Here is a 22,439-nt window from a genome sequence, read left to right on the forward strand (position 1 = left end):
AAATTATGTCAAAAATTAGAATTACAAAGCAATTTAACTTCGAAACAGGCCATGCTCTTTACGGTTATGACGGAAAGTGTAAGAATGTTCATGGACATAGTTACAAGTTATCGGTAACCGTAATTGGCGCTCCAATAACCGACAGTACCAATGTTAAATTTGGAATGGTAATTGACTTTACTGATTTAAAGAAAATTGTAAAAGAGCAAATTGTAGACGTTTTCGATCATGCGACGGTTTTTAACAAAAATACTCCTCACGTTGAATTGGCCCATGAACTTGATAAAAGAGGTCATCATGTAATATTAGTGGATTATCAACCAACTAGCGAAAATATGGTTATTGATTTTTCAAATAAAATTAAGAATTTATTACCCGCAGATATCAAATTGCATTCATTGCGACTTCAAGAAACAGAAACTTCGTTTGCCGAGTGGTTCGCAATTGATAACGAATAACAAGCTATTAAAAAAAATAAAAAACTCCCATTTTTTTAAATGGGAGTTTTTTATTTTACTCTTCTTGAGCCTCTTTCATTACGAAAGATTCCATAAATTTTGTAGTATAATTACCCGCTACATAATCTGGTTCTTCCATTAATTGTCTGTGAAACGGAATCGTTGTTTTAATTCCTTCAATTACGAATTCATCTAAAGCACGTTTCATTTTGCTAATCGCTTCTTCTCTCGTTTGAGCAGTCGTGATTAACTTAGCAATCATAGAATCATAATTAGGTGGAATTGTATAACCCGCATAAACATGCGTATCTAGTCGAACTCCATGTCCACCAGGCGCGTGTAAAACAGTAATTTTACCCGGCGAAGGTCTGAAGTCGTTATAAGGATCTTCGGCATTAATACGGCATTCAATAGAGTGTAATTGTGGATAATAGTTTTTTCCTGAAATTGGAACTCCAGCAGCTACCAATATTTGTTCGCGAATTAAATCGTGATCGACTACTTGTTCTGTGATTGGATGCTCTACTTGGATACGTGTGTTCATCTCCATAAAGTAGAAATTTCTGTGTTTATCTACCAAAAACTCAACAGTTCCCGCCCCTTCATATTTGATATATTCTGCTGCTTTTACGGCTGCATTACCCATTGCTTCACGCAATTCATCAGTCATAAATGGCGAAGGTGTTTCTTCCGTTAATTTTTGATGACGGCGTTGCACCGAACAATCTCTTTCAGACAAATGACAAGCTTTTCCATAGGAATCCCCTACTACTTGAATTTCAATATGACGAGGTTCTTCAATCAATTTTTCTAAATACATACCATCATTACCAAATGCTGCTGCGGACTCTTGACGAGCTCCTTCCCAAGCTTTTAGTAAATCTTCTTTTTTCCAAACGGCACGCATTCCTTTTCCGCCACCGCCAGCAGTTGCTTTAAGCATTACTGGATAGCCAAATTCCTCAGATAATTGTTCCGCTTGTTCGTACGATTCTAAAATTCCAACAGAACCCGGAACACACGGAACGCCTGCTTCAATCATCGTCGATTTTGCTGATGCCTTGTCTCCCATTCTATCAATCATTTCTGGAGAAGCTCCAATAAATTTGATTCCGTGTTCTTGACAAATTTTCGAAAACTTAGCATTTTCAGATAAAAATCCGTAACCTGGATGAATTGCATCTGCATTTGTAATTTCTGCAGCAGCAATAATATTAGACATTTTCAAGTAAGATAAATTACTTGGTGGTGGCCCAATACAAACTGCTTCATCTGCAAACTTAACATGTAAGCTATCTGCATCTGCTGTTGAATATACCGCCACGGTTTTGATGCCCATTTCTTTACAAGTTCTAATTACACGTAGTGCAATTTCCCCTCTATTGGCAATTAATATTTTTTTAAACATGTTTCTTTAATTAGATAATTAGACAATCTGTCAATTAGACCATTAGGAAGATAGAAAAAAGCTAGCTTCTAACCTCTAATTTCTAACTTATTAAGACGGATCAACTAAGAATAATGGTTGATCAAATTCAACTGGTGAAGAGTCATCAACTAATATTTTAACAATTTTACCTGAAACTTCAGATTCAATTTCGTTGAATAATTTCATTGCTTCGATTACGCACAAAACGTCGCCTTTACCAATAGTTGTTCCTACTTCTACAAACATAGGTTTGTCTGGAGCGGGTTTTCTATAGAAAGTACCAATAATTGGTGATTTTACAGTGATATATTTAGCATTCTCGTCTGATGCTGGTGCAATTACAGCGTCTGAAACCGCAAGTGCTTGTTGTGCTTGCATTTGAGGTGCTTGCATAGGCATTTGTTGAACATAAGTAGTTGTACTTTCAGTTCCTTCTGCAGTTGTCTTTATGGTGATTTTAAAATCGTCCATTTCCAATTTTACTTCTGTAGCTCCTGATTTTGCTACAAATTTGATTAGGTTTTGAATCTCTCTAATATCCATAATATAAAATTTATTTAGTTTGTTTATTTTATTTAGTATAGGCCCATTTCAAATAGATTGAACCCCACGTGAATCCTCCTCCGAAAGCAGCAAAAATAATATTATCACCTTTTTTCAATTGATCTTCAAAATCAGCTAATAATAATGGTAGTGTCGCAGAGGTAGTATTACCGTATTTTTGAATATTGATTAAGACTTTTGAATCATCTAATCCCATTCTATTAGACGTTGCGTCTATAATTCTTTTGTTGGCTTGGTGTGCAACTAACCAGTTCACATCATCGTGTGAAAGGTTATTGCGTTGCATAATTTTTTCACTTACATCTGCCATTCCTGAAACAGCATATTTAAATACACTTTTTCCGTCTTGGAATACATAATGTTGTTTGTTTCTAACGGTTTCTTCCGATGCAGGCAAAATAGAGCCACCGGCATCAATCTTTAGAAAATCTCGTCCAATTCCGTCACTTTTTAAAATTTCATCTTGCAGTCCTAATCCTTCAGTATTAGGCTCAAAAAGGACAGCTCCTGCACCATCTCCAAAGATAATACAAGTTGCTCTGTCCGTATAATCTATAATTGAAGACATTTTGTCTGCGCCGATTAATAATATTTTTTTATATTTCCCTGATGTAATATAAGCTGATGCCATCGACATTCCATATAAGAAGCCAGAACAAGCCGCTTGTATGTCAAATGCGAAAGCATTAGTAGCCCCTATTTCTGTGGCAACATAAACACCTGTCGAAGCAACAGGCATATCTGGTGTTGTCGAAGCCAAAATCACTAAGTCAATTTCTTTAGGATCTAAATTAGCTTTTTCTAATAAGTTTTGAGCTGCTTTAATTGCAAGAAAAGAAGTTCCTTTACCCTCTTCTTTTAATAATCTTCTTTCTTTAATCCCTGTACGAGAAGTAATCCACTCGTCATTTGTATCTACTAAAGTTTCTAATACTTTATTAGATAATACAAAATCAGGCACATAAGAACCTACGGCCGTAATTGCTGCTGTAATTTTATTCATCTTCGATTAATTTTTCTTATCCGAATCAACTGATTCAAAAAGTGTTTGAAATTACAAAAAAAATTCAAATGAATCCTATTCCTTGTTGTTAATTAAATTTAAGGAATGGGTTTTTAACAAAAAAACCCTCACAATGTGAGAGTTTTCTCTAAATTCTTTTAAAGCTATTAAGCTACTGCTTCTGCTTTGTCGATTACAACTTGACCACGGTAATACATTTTCCCTTCATGCCAATAAGCTCTGTGGTATAAATGTGCTTCACCAGTAATAGGACATGTTGCAATTTGCGCAACTGTCGCTTTGTAATGTGTTCTTCTTTTATCTCTTCTTGTAGACGACTGTCTTCTCTTAGGATGTGCCATTTTTCTATTTATTTATCCGTTAATAGTTTTTTTAAATTTTCCCATCTAGGGTCTATATCACCTTTATGTTCTTCTAATTTATTTTCTCCTGGAGCTAATGAATTCAATTTATCTACTACTTCTGAAAGAGAACCATCCTTTATTCCCGGATGAATTCTTCTAAATGGCATTGACACCACAATTGATTCATATATATATTGAGCCACATTAACTTCAAATTCGCCATGAGGTAATATGAGCAACTCATCATTCTCATCATTAAATTCATCTCCAAACTTAATTAAAAGTTTTAATTTTCCTTTAATTGGCAAATCAAACTCTTCTCCTGAAACATCGCAAGGCACATTTACGGTACCTTTATGCTTAATATTAAGCTCTAGCATTGTGCTTTTCTTCTCCAAAACAACCACAACTTTAATTGATGCATCTTTAAATTCATCATAATCAAAGTCCTTAAAGAACGTATTATCAAGCTGATAATCAAACTGATGCTTCCCTATTTTTAATCCCGCAAATGGAATTAAATATTCTTTTAAATTATTCATAACAGCAGTTTTACCTTTTCAAAAGGAGTGCAAAGATATAAAATATTTGTAAAATAAAACTAGTTGTAAACATTTTTTTGTTTATAACTGCTTATCTTTTGTTTTTAGCGGGTTTTTAGTAAGCTCTTGATAGTCATTTCGCTTGTTATAAATATCAATCGCTAAATAAACCGCCTCTTTAAATGATTCGTGATTTGCAATTCCCTTACCTGCAATTTCATAAGCAGTTCCGTGATCTGGCGATGTACGGATTTTATCTAAACCCGCCGTATAATTAACACCTGTGCCAAACGACAATGTTTTAAATGGAATTAGGCCTTGGTCGTGATAAGTTGCAATCACAGCGTCATATTTCTCATATTGCGATGATCCAAAAAATCCGTCGGCAGAAAAAGGACCAAAAACTAAATTCCCTGCTTCAAAAAGTTTTTTCAAGGCCGGTTTCATAATTTTCTCCTCTTCATCACCAATAACACCATTATCTCCTGAATGTGGATTTAATCCTAAAACAGCGATCTTTGGCTTTTCAATTTCAAAATCTTGCTTCAACGTTTTAACTACAGTTTGAATTTTGCTAAAAATTAATTTTTCAGTTAAATTTTTCGCTACTTCGTTTACCGGAACGTGATCTGTTAGCAATCCTACTCTTAAATCGTCGTGTACCATTAACATCAAAGCATCTCCTGTCAGTTCTTTGTTTAAATAATCGGTATGACCCGGAAATTTAAAATCATCTGACTGAATATTATATTTGTTGATAGGCGCCGTTACCAAAACATCTACAAAGCCATCTTTCAAAGCATTTGTTGCTGCTATAAATGACTTCACAGCATAACCTCCTACAACATCATCATTCTTACCAAATTCTAAATTTACACCTTCTCGCCAAACATTCAATACATTTATTTTACCAACCACTAATTGATCCAACTTATCGATTCCGTGAATAGCAGCTGCTAAATTAAATTCTTTCTTTAAAAAAGAAAGAATCTTAACATTGGCAAAAATTACTGGTGTGCATAATTCCAACATACGAATATCTTCGAATGTTTTTAGGATAACCTCGCTTCCAATACCATTTAAATCTCCCACTGAAATTCCTACAATTATATTTTCTGCTTTTTTAACCATAACAAATGTGATTTATTGCTTACTTTTGAAGTGCAAATTTAGTAAAATTAAATCAGTTATGTTTACCGGAATTATAGAAACCCTAGGAATTATAAAAGAAATTCAAAAAGATCAAGAAAATCTTCACTTAACGGTAGTTTCAGAGATTACAAATGAATTAAAGATTGACCAAAGCATTGCCCACAATGGAATTTGTTTGACTGTAGTAAAAATCGAGCAAAACGAATATACCATCACCGCAATTAAAGAAACAATTGACAAAACTTCAATCGGTTTCTGGAAAGCGGGAGATATTCTAAATTTAGAACGCGCTATGAAACTTGGCGATCGTTTAGATGGACATATTGTTCAGGGACATGTTGACCAAACCGGCGTTTGCACGAAGATTGAAGAAGCAAATGGTAGTTGGGTTTTCACCTTTGCATATGATAGCTCACTACAAAATATTACAATTGAAAAAGGCTCAATTACAATTAATGGCACAAGTTTAACCGTCGTTAATTCAAAATTAAACTCATTTAGTGTCGCTATTATACCTTACACCTACGAGCATACTAATTTTCATTCATTTAAAATTGGAACAGTAGTGAATTTAGAATTTGATGTCATTGGAAAATATATCGCAAGATTAAACGACTTGAGAAAGTAAAAAACAAAAGGCTCTTAAAAAGAGCCTTTTTTGTTTAAAATATATTTTTTGGAAAAATAAAATCCTACGAATAGTGCAAATAAAAATAAAATTACTAATCCTCCATCAATAGGCAGTCCGGGCGGTGGGGGTGGTCCCGGCGGCGGGGGAGTAACCTCTGCGGAAACCGAAGCCTGAGTACTGAAGATCATCAACGTTAGAAAAAAGACTTTATTCATAATTTAATGTAAATGGGGCAGTAATAATAATAAATCAAATTTGAAATGATCCACTACAGTTAATTAATCACATCTATTACACTTGATAATAAAATACGAAAATATAACTATTTTTACACTCCACAAGTTTTTTACACAAAAATCTTAAAAAAATCTTAAAAAAATTCTAACTGCAAGTGATAATAAAAGTAAAAGTGGTCCCACCTGGGCTCGAACCAGGGACCACCTGATTATGAGTCAGGTGCTCTAACCAACTGAGCTATAGGACCATATTGGTTTTTTTATTTCAACTTATCTCGATTCGAGTCTGAACCATTGATTTTATTGAGAGTGCAATATTACTACTAATTTTTATTAGCACCAAATTTATTTTACATTATTTAATTTCTTGACAAAGCTCTATTAAAACTCCGTTTGTCCCTTTTGGATGAAGAAACGCAACTATCTTATTGTCAGCCCCTTTTTTTGGAACTTCATTCAAAACCACAAATCCCTCTTGTTTTAATCGCAAAATTTCAGAAAAAATATCTTCTACATCAAAAGCGATATGATGGATACCTTCTCCTTTTTTTGCAATAAACTTAGCTATAGGACTATCTTCATTTGTTGCTTCTAAAAGCTCAATTTTATTAGGACCATTCATAAAGAAAGAAGTTTTCACACCTTCACTTACTACTTCTTCTTGTTTGTAAGGCGGTTGCCCCAATAGCTTTTCAAACAATAAATTAGAAGTTTCTAGACTATTTACTGCAATTCCTATGTGTTCAATTTTTCTCATTTAAATATTGAATTTGATTTTACTAAAGTAATAATTTCGAAAATTATTACTTTGATATAAGAATACAAAAATACATTTATTTTTAGCTTGAAAAAAATTCGTATTTTTGCAAGATGGAAACAAATAGACAAAAAAAAATAGGAGCACTTTTACAAAACGATTTGGTATCAATTTTACAAGGCGAAATCCGAAAAAATAACATTAACAACTTGATAATTTCGGTATCACAAGTAAACGTTACTTCTGATTTATCAATTGCAAAAGTACACTTGAGTATTTTTCCAACAGAAAAAGCAGGTGAAATTTTAGCCGCAATAAAAAGCAATGCTCCTTTAGTTAAACACGAATTAGCACAACGTGTCAAAAATCAATTGCGTAAAGTTCCGAATCTAATTTTTTATATTGATGACAGTTTAGACTATATTGAAAAAATAGATAAAGCACTAACTGGAGAAAACAATCCAATTGAAAATCCGGATTTGTTGGAAAAACGAAAGAAATCTTAATTTGAATCTTTCCTTATACATAGCCAAACGATATGCTATTAGTTTTAGCAAGAACAGAGCCATAAATATCATTACTGGCATTGCTTCTATGGGGATAATAGCCAGTACAATGGCATTATTTATATTTCTTTCTGTTTTTAGTGGTTTGAAAGAATTTACATTAAATTTTGCTAATGCTTCCGATCCTGATATGCGATTAGAAACGATTTCGGGAAAATTTTTCACCATCTCTCCTGAGCAAGAACAGCAACTAAAATCGAGCAAAAACATTACTTCCTACAGTAAAATTGTTGAAGAACGCGTCTATTTTTTATATAACGAAAAAGAAATAGTGGCACATATAAAAGGAGTTGATCAAAATTATACGCAAGTGAATAACTTCAATGAGCATTTATATGCCGGAGATTGGTTTGCGCCTAATTCCGAAAATGTTGTTATTGGTGCAGAGATAAGTCGGAAATTATCTTTAGGCTTATTCGACTTCAATAATGCATTAGAAGTTTATGCGCCAAAACCAGGAAAAGGGGATATTGACACCCCAGATGAAGCTTTTAATAAAGCCCTGTTGTTTCCTTCTGGGATTTATTCTATTAATGAAGAATTAGATGCAAAGTTCGTTTTTTGCGACATTGCATTAGCTCAAAATCTTTTAGGAATACAAGCTGACAATTTAACGAATATTGAGCTTAAAACAGCTGCTAGTAGCGATGAAACCGTACTTAGAAATGAATTGGAGGCGATATTTGGTAAGAATATAAAAGTAAAGAATAGAGCACAATTAAATGATTCCTTATATAAAATGCTACAATCTGAAAACTTGTTCATTTATCTTTTTAGTACGTTAGTTGTGATATTGACGCTGTTTTGCTTGGCAGGGGCAATAGTGATGATTATTATAGATAAAAAAGAGAACCTTAGAACACTTTTCAATATTGGAGTTACAAAAAATGCTATTCGTACTATATTTTTTACGCAAGGAATATTAATTACTTTCTTTGGGTTACTTATTGGTTTAATACTAGCTATTGGAATTATTCTACTACAACAGCACTTTTCATTAATCATGATCACTTCAACAATGCCATATCCGGTACTATTTGAATGGATTAATATTGGAATTGTAATTACAACTATAGCTATCTTAGGAATTATATCATCTTGGATTGCTTCTGGAACGGTTAAGAATACTTTTTAAATCACTTCCATTCTAAGGTTTCCATGATACGGCGCATGTCATCTTGGATATATTTTGCTGCTGGTAAAATGGAGTCGTAGTTAGGTTTAGCGTAAAAATAAACACTTCCTGTTACAAAGTTTTTTACACTATCTGTAACATAAAACTGTGCATTTGTAGCAGCATTACCTCCCACTTGATAGAACATCCCATAAACCTTTTTCTCCCCGTTTACGAAAGGCTGCTCAATTATATCATCTGCTTTAATGACGTGTTCATATGTTAATTTTTGTGCATCACGCAGCAAATTGTTCAGATCGTTATTTACCGATTTATGCGTCAAATAAATAGTAGCTTTCATTTTGGGATAATTAATCTCGAACGAACAATTAGCTGTTTTTATTTCACCTACCTGATTCACATCAAATTGATACGCACAATTAGGATCAAACTTTTTATATATCGGATTTGGATATTCTAAGGCAAGATGTCCTTTTGGCTTAGGAATCGCATCGTCTCCACACGAAAATAATCCAAAAACAACTGCAAGTAAACTACATTTTATAATTTTTTGCTTCATAATTAAGGTAACGTAACTTTAATCTGTTTTATTCTTCGTTTGTCTACATTTTCTATTGTAAAAATTATTCCGCTAAATGTAATTTTTTGTTTTTTCTTTGGAAAATTTCCAGATATTTCGAGCAAAAATCCTGCTAATGTTTCGGCTTCACCTTTAGAAGATTCAAAATTATCTTCCTCAATATCGATGATACGATAAAAGTCTTTTAAACTAGTTTTTCCTTCAAAAAGGTAATTATTAGCATCAATTTGAGAATAAGTTACATCATCATCATCAAATTCATCACTGATATCGCCAACAATTTCTTCCAAAACATCTTCTAAAGTTATAATTCCTGAAGTTCCTCCATATTCATCAACAACGACAGCTAAATGATTTTTCATCGCCTGAAAATCCTTCAAAAGATTATCTAATTTTTTATTTTCAGGTATAAAAAAGGGTTTTCGAATAAGACTTTGCCAATTAGAAATAGGTTCATCAATATAAGGAATCAAATCTTTTATAAACAGAACACCTTCGATTTGATCAATATTATCTCTATAAATAGGTATCCTCGAATATCCTTTTTCTACAATAATAGGCAAAATCACCAAGAAATCAGCTTCAATATTAATGGCGAAAACATCAATTCTAGGACTCATCACTTGTTTTACTTCAGTGCTTCCGAAAGTTACAATTCCTTCTAATATTTTCTGTTCTTCTACAGTAGTTTCAGACTGATGTGTTAATTCTAAAGCTTGCGACAATTGGTCCACCGAGAAATTTCCTTTCTGAACATTTAGTTTCTTCTCAATAAACAAAATAACATTTCGCATTGGAATACTTATTGGCGCTAATAATTTATCCAAAAACGAAATGGGAGTGACTACCATTTTTGTAAAAAGCACATTGTTTCTGTTGGCGTAAATTTTGGGTAAAACTTCACCAAATAATAAAATCAAAAAGGTTACCAAAATAACTTCCAAAACAAATTTGACCAAAGGAGAAGCAATACCGTCAAATAATCGACCGCTAAAAGAGGAAAAAAGAATAACAATAGCAATATTCACAAAATTATTTGCAACTAAAATGGTCGCTAACAACTTCTTTGGCGTTTGCAATAGTTTCTGAATAAGGTTTCCTTTATTAGAATCTTCACTCACAACATCATCTATGTTTTTTTGTGACAAGGAAAATAAGGCTACTTCAGAGCCAGATATAAATGCAGAAACAAGAAGTAATATAAATATTGAGGTAATTTCTATTACTAATTTAAAATCAATCGATTGAAATAAACTGGGATCAGGATCCAAAATTTAGTGGTATTAGTTAAAAAATTAATGCATTGAATCATCAGGAGCACTACCTAAGGGAAGTGATGATTTACTTAAATCTGTTTCTTTTTTAGTTGTTAAAAAAGTGAACTCAGTTACCTGAATTTCTGTTGTATATTTTGTGGCTCCGTCTTCTGCCTGCCATTGACGCGATTTAATTCGTCCTTCAATGTAAATTTTATCACCTTTCGATAAATATTTTTCACAAATTTCTGCTGCTTTATTTCGCACTACAATATTGTGCCATTCTGTAGAAGTAATTTTTTCGCCAGTTGTCTTATTAATATAAACTTCATTAGTAGCCAAAGGAAATCTACCGATGCAATTGCCTCCTTCGAAATAATGCATTTTAATTTCGTCTCCAAGATGTCCTATCAAAATGACTTTATTTAATGTACCGTTCATGGCTTGTAATTTATTGAGTTGTTCAAAAGTAATAATTTAATGCGAATTAAAATAATCTGAAAGCAAAAAATTATGAATTACTATCGGAAAAGGCAACTTCATTATTTCGGTAAGCGTTTTGGAATCAGGCAATTTAGCTTCAAACCGCAATAAATAAAATCGAATAAATAAATGCTGATGCGATAATTTATGATTGATTATTGACTCATTCAACACATATATTTCTCTAGATCTTTGCCCGAAGAAATCCATCGTTCCAAGTTGATTTTCCACTTCCTTCGATTCCATTAAGAAAGCCGTTTCCAAAAGTGGGAATTCATATAGATTTTCCCAAATTCCTTTACCTTCTCTTTTTTGTACTACATATTGATCCGCTTCATCTTGAAGAACCAGATAATTAAAATATTTATTAGTCACTTTGGTTTTCTTACTTTTTACAGGAAGCAGCCCCACTTTCTTATGTTGCAAAGCACCGCAAGAAGAAGAAAAAATACAGTTTTGGCAATCCGGATTTTTTGGAACGCATTGCAAAGCACCAAATTCCATTATCGCTTGATTAAATAGTGCCGGCTTCTCTTTTAACAAAACTTCTTGTACTAAACTCTGAAAGATTTTTTTTGATTTGAAATCAGAAATATCAGTATCCAGATTAAAATAGCGACTCAAAACGCGGTATACATTTCCATCTAAAACCGCGACCGGCTCGTTATACGAAAAGGAAGCGATTGCGGCAGCGGTATATTCTCCAACACCTTTTAATTTTAATAAATCACTGTAATTATTTGGAAAAATACCGTTTAGCTCATTAGCAATATATTTGGCAGTTTCGTGCAAATTTCTAGCTCTTGAATAATACCCTAAACCTTGCCATAATTTCAAAATCTGCTCTTCTTCTGCGTTCGCTAGGTCAAAAACCGTTGGAAAAGCCTGAGTAAAAGATAGAAAATAAGGCAATCCTTGCGCTACTCGCGTTTGTTGCAACATAATTTCCGAAAGCCAAATAAAGTAAGGATTTACGGTGTCTCGCCACGGTAAGTCACGCTTGTTTTGTAAATACCATTGAACTAAAGAGTTAGAAAAGTGCATATTTTTATATTGGTCAGCAAAAATAAATCTTTAGTATTTAAAATTTAATCAATTATGATTGATTTATTATTTTTTTAATTCTTATATTTGCACACTCAAAAAAATACACAATATATAAATACGAAAGAAAATGACGAAAGCAGATATCGTAGCGAAAATTTCAGAGAGATTAGGACTTGAAAAGGGAGATGTTCAAGCAACAGTTGAAACTTTCATGGAGGAAGTTAAAAACTCTTTAGAAACTGGAGATAATGTTTACTTAAGAGGTTTTGGAAGCTTTATCATCAAAACTAGAGCCGAGAAAACAGGTAGAAACATTTCAAAAAACACTACAATTAAAATTCCTGCACACAACATTCCAGCTTTTAAACCTGCGAAAGTATTTGTAGAAAGCATTAAAGAAAAGACAGAAGTTACAGTATAAAAATAAATTATTAATCTAAACACCAACACGTTATGCCAAGTGGTAAAAAAAGAAAAAGACATAAGGTAGCGACTCACAAGCGTAAGAAAAGAGCGAGAGCTAACCGTCATAAAAAGAAAAAGTAGTTTAATACTACTTTTTTCTTTTTTAAGAAAAAGTTCATTGAAATTAATCAACATCTGTTGGTTACCGGGAAAAAATCCTGTAAAAAATTAATGTTTAATCCATTTGTACGATTAGAAATTTAGAATTGGGAATTTAGAATTTAGAATTTTCTAACTTCAATTTTCTTACTTCTGACTTTAAGAGTATGGATAAAAAGATACCGCATGAACAAAGAATTAATTATTCGATCAGGTTCAGACGCTGTAGATTTTGCCTTATTAAAAGATGGAAAACTAATTGAATTACACAAAGAAGAAGAAAAACAAAGCAATTTTGCAGTTGGTGATATTTTTATTGCCAAGATTCGCAAACCAGTTGCTGGCCTAAATGCTGCTTTTGTAAACTTAGGCTACGAAAAAGATGCCTTTTTACATTATCATGATTTGGGTCCAAACCTTCCTTCAATGATGAAATTCATAAAACTTGTAAGCGCAGGTAAAATAAAAGATTATTCACTCAAAAATTTTCCTTTTGAGCCTGAAATTAACAAAGATGGTGCTATAACAGATATTCTGAGTCCCAATCAGTCAATTTTAGTTCAAGTAGTAAAAGAGCCTATTTCTACAAAAGGTCCCAGAATTAGTTCTGAGATTTCTTTAGCAGGAAGATATGTGGTTTTAGTTCCTTTTTCGGACCGAATTTCTGTTTCTCAAAAAATAGAATCCAAAGAAGAAAAAGACCGATTAAAACGACTGGTTCAATCTATACGACCAAAAGGATTCGGTGTTATTGTGCGAACAGTAGCCGAAGGCAAAAAAGTAGCCGAACTTGATAAAGATCTACAAACCCTAATAGAAAGATGGTCATCGATGAGCAGACGTTTACAAACAGCTCAACATCCATCAAAAGTATTAGGTGAGTTAAACAAGGCTTCATCAATATTAAGAGATGTATTTAACGATACATTTACTTGTATAAACGTAGATGATGAAGATTTGTATTTAGAAACGAAGGAGTATTTGCAAGAAATAGCTCCGGATAAAGTGTCTATCGTGAAACACTATCAATCAAAAGACTTACCTCTTTTTGAAAAATATCACATTGAACGACAAATAAAGACGTCTTTTGGAAAAACAGTATCGATGAGCAAAGGTGCTTATTTGATTATTGAACACACGGAAGCTTTACACGTTATAGACGTGAACAGTGGAAATCGTTCGAGCAAAGCAAATAATCAAGAAGATACTGCACTTGAAGTTAACATGATTGCCGCAGCAGAAATTGCCAGACAATTGCGACTAAGAGACATGGGCGGAATTATTGTAGTCGATTTTATTGATATGCAAAACCCAGAAAATCGTAAAGTTCTTTATGACTTCCTAAAAGAAGAAATGAGTGACGATAAAGCTAAGCATAAAATCTTGCCTCCTAGTAAATTTGGATTAATTCAAATAACTAGACAAAGAGTTAGACCAGAAGTCAATATTAAAACAAGAGAAGAAGACCCAAATAATGAACATGGGGAAATTGAAGCTCCAATACTAATTATTGACAAGATTGCGTCTGATCTTGAACGCATTGTAAAAGACCACAAGAAAGTTGTACTTAACGTACATCCATTTGTGGCAGCATACCTTACAAAAGGTTTTCCATCATTACGTTCGAAATGGTTTTTCGAACATAAGAAATGGGTGAAAATCATACCTCGTGACGCTTACACGTATCTAGAATATCATTTCTTCGACAAAGAAGTTAATGAAATTATAGTAAAATAATACTGGATTTATCCTGAAAAAGAAACCGCTACTCTTAATTGAATAGCGGTTTTTTTATTACTCAAATTCTACCTTTCGCACAATTTCATTTCCTAATTCATCAACTATCGTGACCAAATGAAAACCTGAATTTGCACTAATTGCTTTTTCGTGAAAGGTTTTTGTACTTCCTAAATACACATCATCTAAATACCAAAACAGTTCAGATTCTCTGTTGATGTGTGCGATTTTAAAGATTGCTGGTTGGAGTTTTCCTTCAAAATTTTTAGTTAAAATGATTTTAGTATTTGCTTTGGGATAGATGAAATCCATCACTTTATCAGATGAATTGGATTCACAATCATCCCGAAATGGTGGTAAAGTCAAATAATTTGGATTATTATTTTTATAATACCATTCCATAATTGGTGGCAACACAAACCAAGATTTAGCCACCATATTATCAACACTTTCACAGATTGAATTCACCCGAAACTCTTCGTTTTTATCCAAATGCACTAATTTATGGAACGAACAATTAGCAGTTTTCTTAGCCGTTTTCGGAATCCATTGTTTTATTGTCGGGCAATTTTCCTGTGCTAAATATCCTGAAATCCTACAAACATTCGCTTCTTCTAAATCATTATAAGGCGTTTCAAACCACTTTGATTTAGGTAATAGATGAAAAATATCGAATAAAATCGGTGCGGCACTTTCAACTCCAGTTAAAAATGGCCTTCCTTCACCGGTTGCATTTCCAACCCAAATTCCTACCACATATTCTTTGGTTACACCAATTGCCCAAGCATCTCTACTACCAAAACTTGTTCCTGTTTTCCATGCAATTTCTAAGGAAGAATCATAAAATCGCCAAGCTTCATCGCCTTGTGGTCGGTTCACTTCTTTCATTGCATTAAATGTTTGCCAAATGGCTCCAGCTCCAAATACATTTTTTTGCCGTGTTGCTTTTCCGAAATCCGACTTCACATTGAAATCGAGGTTTAGCTTGCCCATTTCTTTGGTTCGATACTCATTGTTGTTATTATAGAAATGGTTCAGCGTGCTCGACATATAGGCATAAGCGTTGCATAAATCCCACAGATTGGATTCGGCACCACCCAAAATTAACGACAATCCATAATTCGAAGGTTGTCTGTTGATGTTTTTCAAGTTTAATTTCTGCAATTGCTCATAAAACTTGTTTACAGAATATTCTTGAAGCATCAAAACCGAAGGAATATTCAAAGATCTTGACAATGCTCTACTCGCCGGAACCGCTCCATCATAAGTAAGATTATAATTTTGAGGTGAATAACCCGAAATTTGTGTCGGAATATCTGGAATTAATGTTTGTGGCAAAATTTCACCATCATCTAACATCGAAGCATATAAAAAAGGTTTTAAAATACTTCCCGTACTTCTCGGAGCCGTAATAATATCAACATCTTTTTGATGATTTTTATCTGTCGGGCTATTTCCAACATAAGCGATAACATTTCTAGTTTTAACCTCAACGACTAAAACGGAAATATTATAAACTTGGTTTTGCTTATATAAATTATAATATTGTCGGACAATTTCATTCGCTTGCTCTTGAATATGCGTATCAATTGTGGTTTTAATCTTTTCACCTCGATTCGTTTTGGCGATTTTTTCTAATAAATGTGGTGCAATTTGAGGCACATCAAAAGGCTTTTGAGGTAAATTTTCTTGCAACGACAATTCATAGGTTTCTTTATCAATTACCTTATTTGCATATAATTTCTTAAGTAAAAGGTTTCGTTTCTTTAATAATCTTTCTTGATTTTTTCCGGGATAAATTAAACTTGGAGCATTTGGTAAAACCGCTAAAGTTGCCGCTTCTGCCCAAGACAATTGGTTAGATTGCAAACCAAAGTAACGCCAAGAAGCCATTTCTAAACCCACAACATTACTTCCGAAAGGAGCGTGAGCTGCATATAATTGTAAAATTTTCTCTTTGGAATGTCTGAATTCTAAACGCGTAGCTAATATAATTTCAATTATTTTTTCGAAATAACTTCTGCTTTTTCCATTTCGATGCAATCTAATTACTTGCTGCGTTAAAGTACTGCCACCGCGAACTACTTTATTTGCTTTCCGATTTTGCAAAACAGCATTATACATTGAAACGGGATTAAATCCAAAATGTTTATAAAAATGCTGATCTTCAAACGCTAGAATACAAGCTTTAAATTTTACGGGAACACTATCGCTTTCTGGAAAACGCCATTGGCCATCTTTGGCAATTTTCGCACCTAATAATTGACCTTCATTACTTTCTATAACCGTTGCGTAATTGTTTTCAAATAATTGACGAGGTAATGAAAAGAAATAAACTACCATCAAAATAAGAATGATGGTAGTTTTAATTTTGTTGTTTTGAAAAAATCGAACTGGCTTTTTGAACCAGTTCGATTTGAAATCTAATCTTTTACTATTTTCACCCATTGTCCTTTGGTTCTTACTATGTAATTATCATCATACATAGCTTCACATTGAATACCAGGGAAATAATAATCTCCTAAATAAGTTGCATTCAACAATACTGTAAATGTTCTAGATTCATTAGGTCGAAGTCCAAAATAGAAATAACTTCTATCATCACGAATGTCGATATAATCTGCTTTGTTTTGAGCAAATTCACCAAAATCGGTATAACGCGAATTCATAATTTCAAATCCAGATGGAATTATTTGTGCTAAAGCAACATTTTCAAGTACATCATTAGAGTTATTTCTAATTGTAATTTGTGCTATTATTTCAGTTCCTTGCGTTACTTTATCCAATGAAATTGCATTTCCATTTCTAGTTTTAAAAGTGATATTTCCAGCTAAATTGTTTTGCATCACTTTTTCTTCGCCCACAGGCAAAATTCCCGTATTAATAACTCGGACATAAACCGTATTGTCTTTATTATTTTTAAGCGTAAGTGAATTTAAACCGTTTTTAACTACTAATTTTCTATCCGCAATCGACTTAGTTGAAGTTATAACTTCCGTCTTTCCGTTATTTGCATAAGAAACATTAATTCCTTTTCCACCATTTTTGATAGCAAATTTCGACATTGCATATAAACAGTAAGCAGTTGTTTGCGTACTCATATAATTTTTAGAAGACAATGAACTAGCAATTTTCGTAGCCAAGTTAAACGCTTTTTGATTATCACTAACCAATAAATACGTCTCTAAAAGCATCGCTCTGTTTCTATCTGCAGAACCATAATAGTAATAATTCGAATTAGAATCTTCAACCGAAGTTGCATTTAACAAAGCTAAAGCCGTTTTCTTTTGACCTGTAATTGCATAAGTGGCCGCTAATCTTATTTTTGATTCATTTGAAATTCCCGAAGTTTCTCTCAAACGATTCATTGATCCCATATCAGCAACACCAGCTAAAGCCAGAGTATATAAACGATAAGCTTGTGCGAAATCATTATTATATTGTTGGTAATAACGCCATTTTTTTGCTTCAGCTTGTTGGTAGGAAATCCATTTTTGCTTGAAAGAAATTGGTAAAACATACCCTTTTTTCTCTGCTTCCAAAAGGAAATGACCCGCATAAGAAGTTCCCCAATCATCTGCATTACTATTTCCTGGCCAGTAAGAAACACCGCCATTTGCCAATTGATAACTGCCTAATTTTTGAATTCCGGCATTTATGTTCTTTTGCATCGCATCTTTTCTGGTGTTGTCGATTTCCATCACATCAGCTAGATATAATTGAGGAAAAACGCCCGAAGTAATTTGCTCTACACAACCGTGCGGATATTGAATTAAATATTGAATTCGCGAATTAAAGTCAATTGTAGGGAAAGAAGAAACTTCAACCCTAGCCGTATTACTTCCGTTTACACCGAATGTGTTCCCGTCGATTGTTTGACTTGAATTTGGTTCCACAACCACATCAACAAAATCAGTGGTTACCGGATTTGGATTTGTCACATCGATTTCAACTTCATAGGTCGCTTTTTCTTTTCCTGAAGTAGCGATGATTTCGATTTTTCCAATTCCTAGGACATTCCCAACTTCTAAATCGAAATAAGCCATTTTTTCATCTGGCGAACTAAACGTTAGATTTTGCTTCAATGGAGAAATTACACGAATTGCATTATTCGTTTTTATTTGAATGGTAACATTTTTAACGTGATTTTCCATTGCGAAAACCGTAATTGGCAACGTAACTTTTTCATTTGGAGAAATTTTTCTCGGAACCGAAGCCAATACCATTAATGGCGTTCTTACAGGCGTAGTTTTTTCTGCACTTCCGTAAGCATTTGTTTTAGCATCTCCTGCCACAACCATTGTTCGCACTGAACCAATATAATTTGGTATTTTAATCGTATGTGCTTTTGTTTCTCCTTTTTTCAGTTTGAAAGGTCCTAAATAAATTACTACAGGTTTAAATCTGTTGGCTTTTTTAGCATTTCCGGCACCTAAATCTTCATCTCCTCCAATACTGAAGATTTGATTGATTTTTCCACCATAAGCTCCAATTACTTCATCATAAATATCCCAAGTTTTAACTCCCAGAGCTTGTCTTGCGTAGAATTTATCCCAAGCATTTGGTGTTTTGAATCGTGTTAAATCTAACAAGCCATCATCAACAATTGCAATGGTGTAAGTCATCTCTCTACCTTCTTTCTCACTAACTTTAATTGTAGTTTTCATTTCTGGTTTTAAAACACCCGCCATTGCAATTTGAGGTTGAAGCACCGTATTTTTATCGACAACTTCTATTGGTAGAATTCCGTACATCCTAATTGGCGTATCATTTAGGCTTGAAGCGTGAGGTTTCAATAATGAAATATTGATGTACACATTTGGAGCCATCGCAGCGGTAACTGGAATTTCAACTTTAGTTTCACCACTTTTAGTCATTGCCCAAAAAGAGGAAATTACTTTTGATCCGTTTTCAATCGAAATTAAAGCACGCCCTTCTTCACTTGAAGGAAATGAAATAATTGCCGTTTCATCTACTGCATATTTTGTTTTATCGGAAGTAAATACCAACATATTTGCTGTTGAAGCATTTCCAGATTTGGTTTTTCCAGACCATATTGGCCAATCTATAATTTCGGTTTTACTTGTTGCGTGTCCGCCATCATTATCGATAACGCGAATTAAGTATCTTCCCCAATCATTTTCCGAAACTTCAAATTGAAAAGTTGCTTTTCCAGAAGCATTTGTGCTGACATTAAAATTCTTATATGCCGTAGTAAATTCAGACGAATTAAATCGTGATAAATCGTCATCTGAACTATTCCACCACCAACGCCAGTCTACTTTATAAACTTGAACATCTAAATTTCTTACTGCTTTTGGACTTCCATTTTCATCAACGGTAACGATATCAAAACGATTCATTTTTTCCGTTTCCAGCATTCCGTATTTATTAGGTTCTGGACTTTTTATTCCCACATAAGTTTTGAAAGGTGAATAAGAAGCGGTTACCACATCCGTACTGAAATCACCACCCGTTTCATAAGCTTTGGTTTGGAAAACAACTTTTAATTTCCCTGGTGCTTGATTCGTAACTTTAGGTTGAATAACCACTCTACTTCTTCCGCTTTCATCTACTTTTCCAGAGAAAACATTTACTTCTTCACTTGAAAACTTACGAACTTCGTCGTCAAAATCATAATTTGAAAAACCTTTAAAAGTTGTCACTTGCGGCATAAACTTCGCTTGCATTTCTACCTTTAAGTTTTTTGCAATGGCTCCGTGCAACCAAGCTACATCAATTGTTCCAACATTTGGTTTGTTCCCTGATAAAACACCATCTGCAAAACTGTTTTTTATTTTTAAACGATTTGGTTTAATGGTTTCAATCTTGATACTTTTATAAAAATGAACGCCACCAATTGAGATTTTTGCTTCCCAATTTCCCGTAATATCGGTCGCTTTTGTAGCGATTTTAAATTTATAATGATTGTTTTCATTATATTTCTGAACAGCCGAATAAGCTACTTTTCCTTGTGGATTCGATAATTTAAATTTAATAGGATGTGTTTTTTCCAACTTACTGTCATTGTCATTCAACATAAAAGCCAAATGCAACGTATCGCCCGGACGCCAAACACCTCTTTCACCATAAATATAGCCTTTCAGTCCTTTTTGAAGCGCTTCTCCACTCACATCGAAGTTACTCACCGATAGTGATTGGCCCTCATCTAGTTTAATGTAAGTAGTATTATGATCTCTACTAACTATTGCAAAATAAGCATATTTATCTAGATCAGCGATTGCAAAACCTTCTCCATCTGTCTTAATGGTTGTTAGTTTTTGTTGCTGAAAATTATACACATCGATTGTAGCTCCAGAAATTGGATCAGTTGTTACAATATCATTAACTATAAAAGTATAAGAACCATTTTCTCCTCTTTTTACAATTACACCCAAATCAGTTGCTATTACGTTAGTTGCAATAGCTTTGTTGTAGTAATAAGAATTATCGCAAGGATTTTCTCGTTCTTCCCAATTGTAATCTTCGTAATAGTAATAATCATCATAATAGGAATTATTGCTACGAACTTCATCTTTATCGACATCTTCTTCCTCTTCTGCGTCAGCCGTTTTTGTAGCACATTTATAAAGCGAATATTTCTTTTTATAAGTTAATTCTACTCTATAAATTGAACCCGGATCTACTGCAATTATTTTAGATAAATCTATAGCATAAGTATTCCACGAACCATAATCAATTAAATTATTTGTCTTTAATGTTATCGTTTGTTTTGCAATTGGAAGGGCAACATTTCTAAGATTTTGATTCCCGTTTAATTCATTGTATTGTAAAAACTGAAGAATGTTATTTTTATATATTTGATATATTTTTACATCAACAGCACTTAATCCAACCGCTTCAAAATTAATTTTTAAATTATTAGAGCTTGGCAATATGGTTCCACTTTTAACAAACCTAACTTCTGGCAGCACTTGATCGAAGATAATTCTTTCAGAAAAATCATATTTCATTTTATTGCCTTCTTCATTTTGAATTCCTTGAAAAACTTCTACTAACAAATCTCCCGTTAAAGATTCATTGAAATATACTTTCAAAAGATTCCCTGCTGTTGCAAATTTTAAATTAGTAGCGGTTTCAATTTGAACTAAACCATCCAAATCTTGTCCTTTTTTGATTGGATCTGAAAAATTCAACAATAAAACCTGTGCATTATCTTCTTGAAGTTTGGCAGAAATTACCTTGAAATTATTTTTTCCCGGAATTTCAAAAGCAAGCGTTCCCTCTTGGTCAATATCCAAGGAAGCACCACTCCATGAAATAGTAATTTCACTATCTTCAGCTTTGCGTTGAATACTATCTATTATAAATTTATATTCTTTACTAGTACTTAGTTCCTTATTGAATTTAATTTTTACCTCTTTCCCTTTTTGCTCAACTTTAATTAGTTTAATCACAGATTCTAAATCGATATCGTCACTAAAAGAAATTGAAGCATTTAAGTATTGATATTCTTTACTATAGGATTGTAAATCTTGTGTTTTAATTAAAAAATCTTGCTTTATTGTTTTTATCGTAAAGTTGAATTTTTTTAATGTTTTAGGCACATCTTTTACTTCATCTAAATGAAAAGTTATTTGATATTCAGTATCTTGTTTTAATTTTTCTGATGGAATAAAAGCAACCGTATTTGCAGAAAGTGCAACAACTTTACCGCTAACGCTGGGGCTAATTGAGAATAAATCACTATCAAGTTCTTGATTTACTTTCCATTCTTTATTATCAAAAGCCAAAACCACTCTAATATCAGTTTTAGTAGAAACTAATCCTGAACTAAAATTGTGAATATAGTCTTTGTACAAGTTAAAATCTGAATTGAAGTTTTCTGTTTTTTTCCCACAAGAGAATCCAACAATTAGCAACAATAGTAGCTGTAAATAGTTCTTTAGTTTCATTCTATCTGATTTGTGTAA

At 33.1% G+C, this 22,439-nt stretch carries 19 protein-coding genes and 1 tRNA gene; 6 read left to right on the forward strand and 14 right to left on the reverse strand.

Annotation, left to right across the window (positions count from 1 at the left end; all coding sequences use genetic code 11):
• The first annotated feature begins 5 nt into the window (after window positions 1-5).
• A complete protein-coding gene (locus tag T1L09_RS10415; RefSeq protein WP_322550901.1) occupies window positions 6-458 on the forward strand; it encodes a 6-pyruvoyl trahydropterin synthase family protein in 453 nt (150 codons plus the stop codon).
• Window positions 459-513: 55 nt separating this feature from the next.
• On the opposite strand, the gene accC is transcribed toward T1L09_RS10415, so the two are convergent.
• The 6 genes from accC to pdxA all read right to left on the reverse strand — a co-directional run bounded on the left by accC (window position 514) and on the right by pdxA (window position 5,492).
• Window positions 514-1,866, reverse strand: a complete 1,353-nt coding sequence (accC, locus tag T1L09_RS10420; RefSeq protein ID WP_322550902.1) for an acetyl-CoA carboxylase biotin carboxylase subunit — start codon at window positions 1,864-1,866, stop codon at window positions 514-516.
• 90 nt (window positions 1,867-1,956) lie between these two features.
• A complete protein-coding gene (gene accB / locus T1L09_RS10425) occupies window positions 1,957-2,430 on the reverse strand; it encodes an acetyl-CoA carboxylase biotin carboxyl carrier protein (RefSeq protein WP_322550903.1) in 474 nt (157 codons plus the stop codon).
• Window positions 2,431-2,458: 28 nt separating this feature from the next.
• On the reverse strand, window positions 2,459-3,454 hold the full coding sequence (locus T1L09_RS10430; protein ID WP_322550904.1) for a beta-ketoacyl-ACP synthase III: 996 nt from the start codon (window positions 3,452-3,454) through the stop codon (window positions 2,459-2,461).
• A gap of 167 nt (window positions 3,455-3,621) precedes the next feature.
• A complete protein-coding gene (gene rpmF / locus T1L09_RS10435; protein ID WP_166236963.1) occupies window positions 3,622-3,816 on the reverse strand; it encodes a 50S ribosomal protein L32 in 195 nt (64 codons plus the stop codon).
• A gap of 8 nt (window positions 3,817-3,824) precedes the next feature.
• Complete coding sequence (locus T1L09_RS10440) at window positions 3,825-4,361, reverse strand: YceD family protein (RefSeq protein ID WP_322550905.1); 537 nt, start codon at window positions 4,359-4,361, stop codon at window positions 3,825-3,827.
• Between the two features lie 81 nt (window positions 4,362-4,442).
• Window positions 4,443-5,492 carry a 4-hydroxythreonine-4-phosphate dehydrogenase PdxA gene (gene pdxA / locus T1L09_RS10445; protein WP_322550906.1) on the reverse strand — a complete coding sequence of 350 codons (1,050 nt, stop codon included), beginning with the start codon at window positions 5,490-5,492 and terminating at the stop codon, window positions 4,443-4,445.
• A 58-nt stretch (window positions 5,493-5,550) separates the two neighbouring features.
• On the opposite strand from pdxA, the gene T1L09_RS10450 reads away from it, so the two are divergent.
• A complete protein-coding gene (locus tag T1L09_RS10450; RefSeq protein ID WP_322550907.1) occupies window positions 5,551-6,141 on the forward strand; it encodes a riboflavin synthase in 591 nt (196 codons plus the stop codon).
• Window positions 6,142-6,554: 413 nt separating this feature from the next.
• Here the strand turns inward: T1L09_RS10450 and T1L09_RS10455 are convergent.
• Window positions 6,555-6,628: transfer RNA gene (locus T1L09_RS10455), tRNA-Ile, on the reverse strand.
• Between the two features lie 107 nt (window positions 6,629-6,735).
• Complete coding sequence (gene mce, locus T1L09_RS10460; protein WP_322550908.1) at window positions 6,736-7,137, reverse strand: methylmalonyl-CoA epimerase; 402 nt, start codon at window positions 7,135-7,137, stop codon at window positions 6,736-6,738.
• A gap of 113 nt (window positions 7,138-7,250) precedes the next feature.
• Between mce and rbfA the strand changes: the two genes are divergently transcribed.
• Window positions 7,251-7,643, forward strand: a complete 393-nt coding sequence (gene rbfA / locus T1L09_RS10465) for a 30S ribosome-binding factor RbfA (RefSeq protein ID WP_322550909.1) — start codon at window positions 7,251-7,253, stop codon at window positions 7,641-7,643.
• Between the two features lies 1 nt (window position 7,644).
• Window positions 7,645-8,838, forward strand: a complete 1,194-nt coding sequence (locus T1L09_RS10470) for an ABC transporter permease (RefSeq protein WP_340368622.1) — start codon at window positions 7,645-7,647, stop codon at window positions 8,836-8,838.
• A 1-nt stretch (window position 8,839) separates the two neighbouring features.
• Here T1L09_RS10470 and gldD read toward each other — a convergent pair whose 3' ends face one another.
• Genes gldD through mutY form a run of 4 tightly spaced genes read right to left on the reverse strand, consistent with a single transcriptional unit; the run spans window position 8,840 to window position 12,201 of the window.
• Window positions 8,840-9,397 carry a gliding motility lipoprotein GldD gene (gene gldD / locus T1L09_RS10475; protein ID WP_322550911.1) on the reverse strand — a complete coding sequence of 186 codons (558 nt, stop codon included), beginning with the start codon at window positions 9,395-9,397 and terminating at the stop codon, window positions 8,840-8,842.
• Window positions 9,398-9,399: 2 nt separating this feature from the next.
• On the reverse strand, window positions 9,400-10,689 hold the full coding sequence (gene gldE, locus T1L09_RS10480) for a gliding motility-associated protein GldE (protein WP_322550912.1): 1,290 nt from the start codon (window positions 10,687-10,689) through the stop codon (window positions 9,400-9,402).
• A 24-nt stretch (window positions 10,690-10,713) separates the two neighbouring features.
• On the reverse strand, window positions 10,714-11,115 hold the full coding sequence (locus tag T1L09_RS10485; protein WP_322550913.1) for a single-stranded DNA-binding protein: 402 nt from the start codon (window positions 11,113-11,115) through the stop codon (window positions 10,714-10,716).
• Window positions 11,116-11,151: 36 nt separating this feature from the next.
• A complete protein-coding gene (gene mutY, locus T1L09_RS10490) occupies window positions 11,152-12,201 on the reverse strand; it encodes an A/G-specific adenine glycosylase (protein ID WP_322550914.1) in 1,050 nt (349 codons plus the stop codon).
• Window positions 12,202-12,331: 130 nt separating this feature from the next.
• Between mutY and T1L09_RS10495 the strand changes: the two genes are divergently transcribed.
• Together T1L09_RS10495 and T1L09_RS10500 are read left to right on the forward strand one after the other, a co-directional pair.
• Entirely contained in the window at window positions 12,332-12,625 is a 294-nt protein-coding gene (locus tag T1L09_RS10495) for an HU family DNA-binding protein (protein ID WP_322550915.1), read from the forward strand.
• Between the two features lie 329 nt (window positions 12,626-12,954).
• Window positions 12,955-14,505 (forward strand): ribonuclease E/G, encoded by a 1,551-nt coding sequence (locus tag T1L09_RS10500; RefSeq protein WP_322550916.1) that lies wholly within the window; start codon window positions 12,955-12,957, stop codon window positions 14,503-14,505.
• Window positions 14,506-14,562: 57 nt separating this feature from the next.
• Here T1L09_RS10500 and pbpC read toward each other — a convergent pair whose 3' ends face one another.
• Both pbpC and T1L09_RS10510 read right to left on the reverse strand, forming a co-directional pair.
• The gene (gene pbpC, locus T1L09_RS10505) at window positions 14,563-16,953 is read right to left on the reverse strand and encodes a penicillin-binding protein 1C (protein ID WP_422718518.1); all 2,391 of its coding nucleotides are present in this window, start codon (window positions 16,951-16,953) and stop codon (window positions 14,563-14,565) included.
• Entirely contained in the window at window positions 16,929-22,421 is a 5,493-nt protein-coding gene (locus T1L09_RS10510; protein ID WP_322550917.1) for an alpha-2-macroglobulin family protein, read from the reverse strand. The genes pbpC and T1L09_RS10510 overlap by 25 nt, the downstream gene beginning before the upstream one ends.
• Window positions 22,422-22,439: the final 18 nt, after the last annotated feature.

Source organism: Flavobacterium psychraquaticum (assembly GCF_034497725.1).
Taxonomy (GTDB): domain Bacteria; phylum Bacteroidota; class Bacteroidia; order Flavobacteriales; family Flavobacteriaceae; genus Flavobacterium; species Flavobacterium psychraquaticum.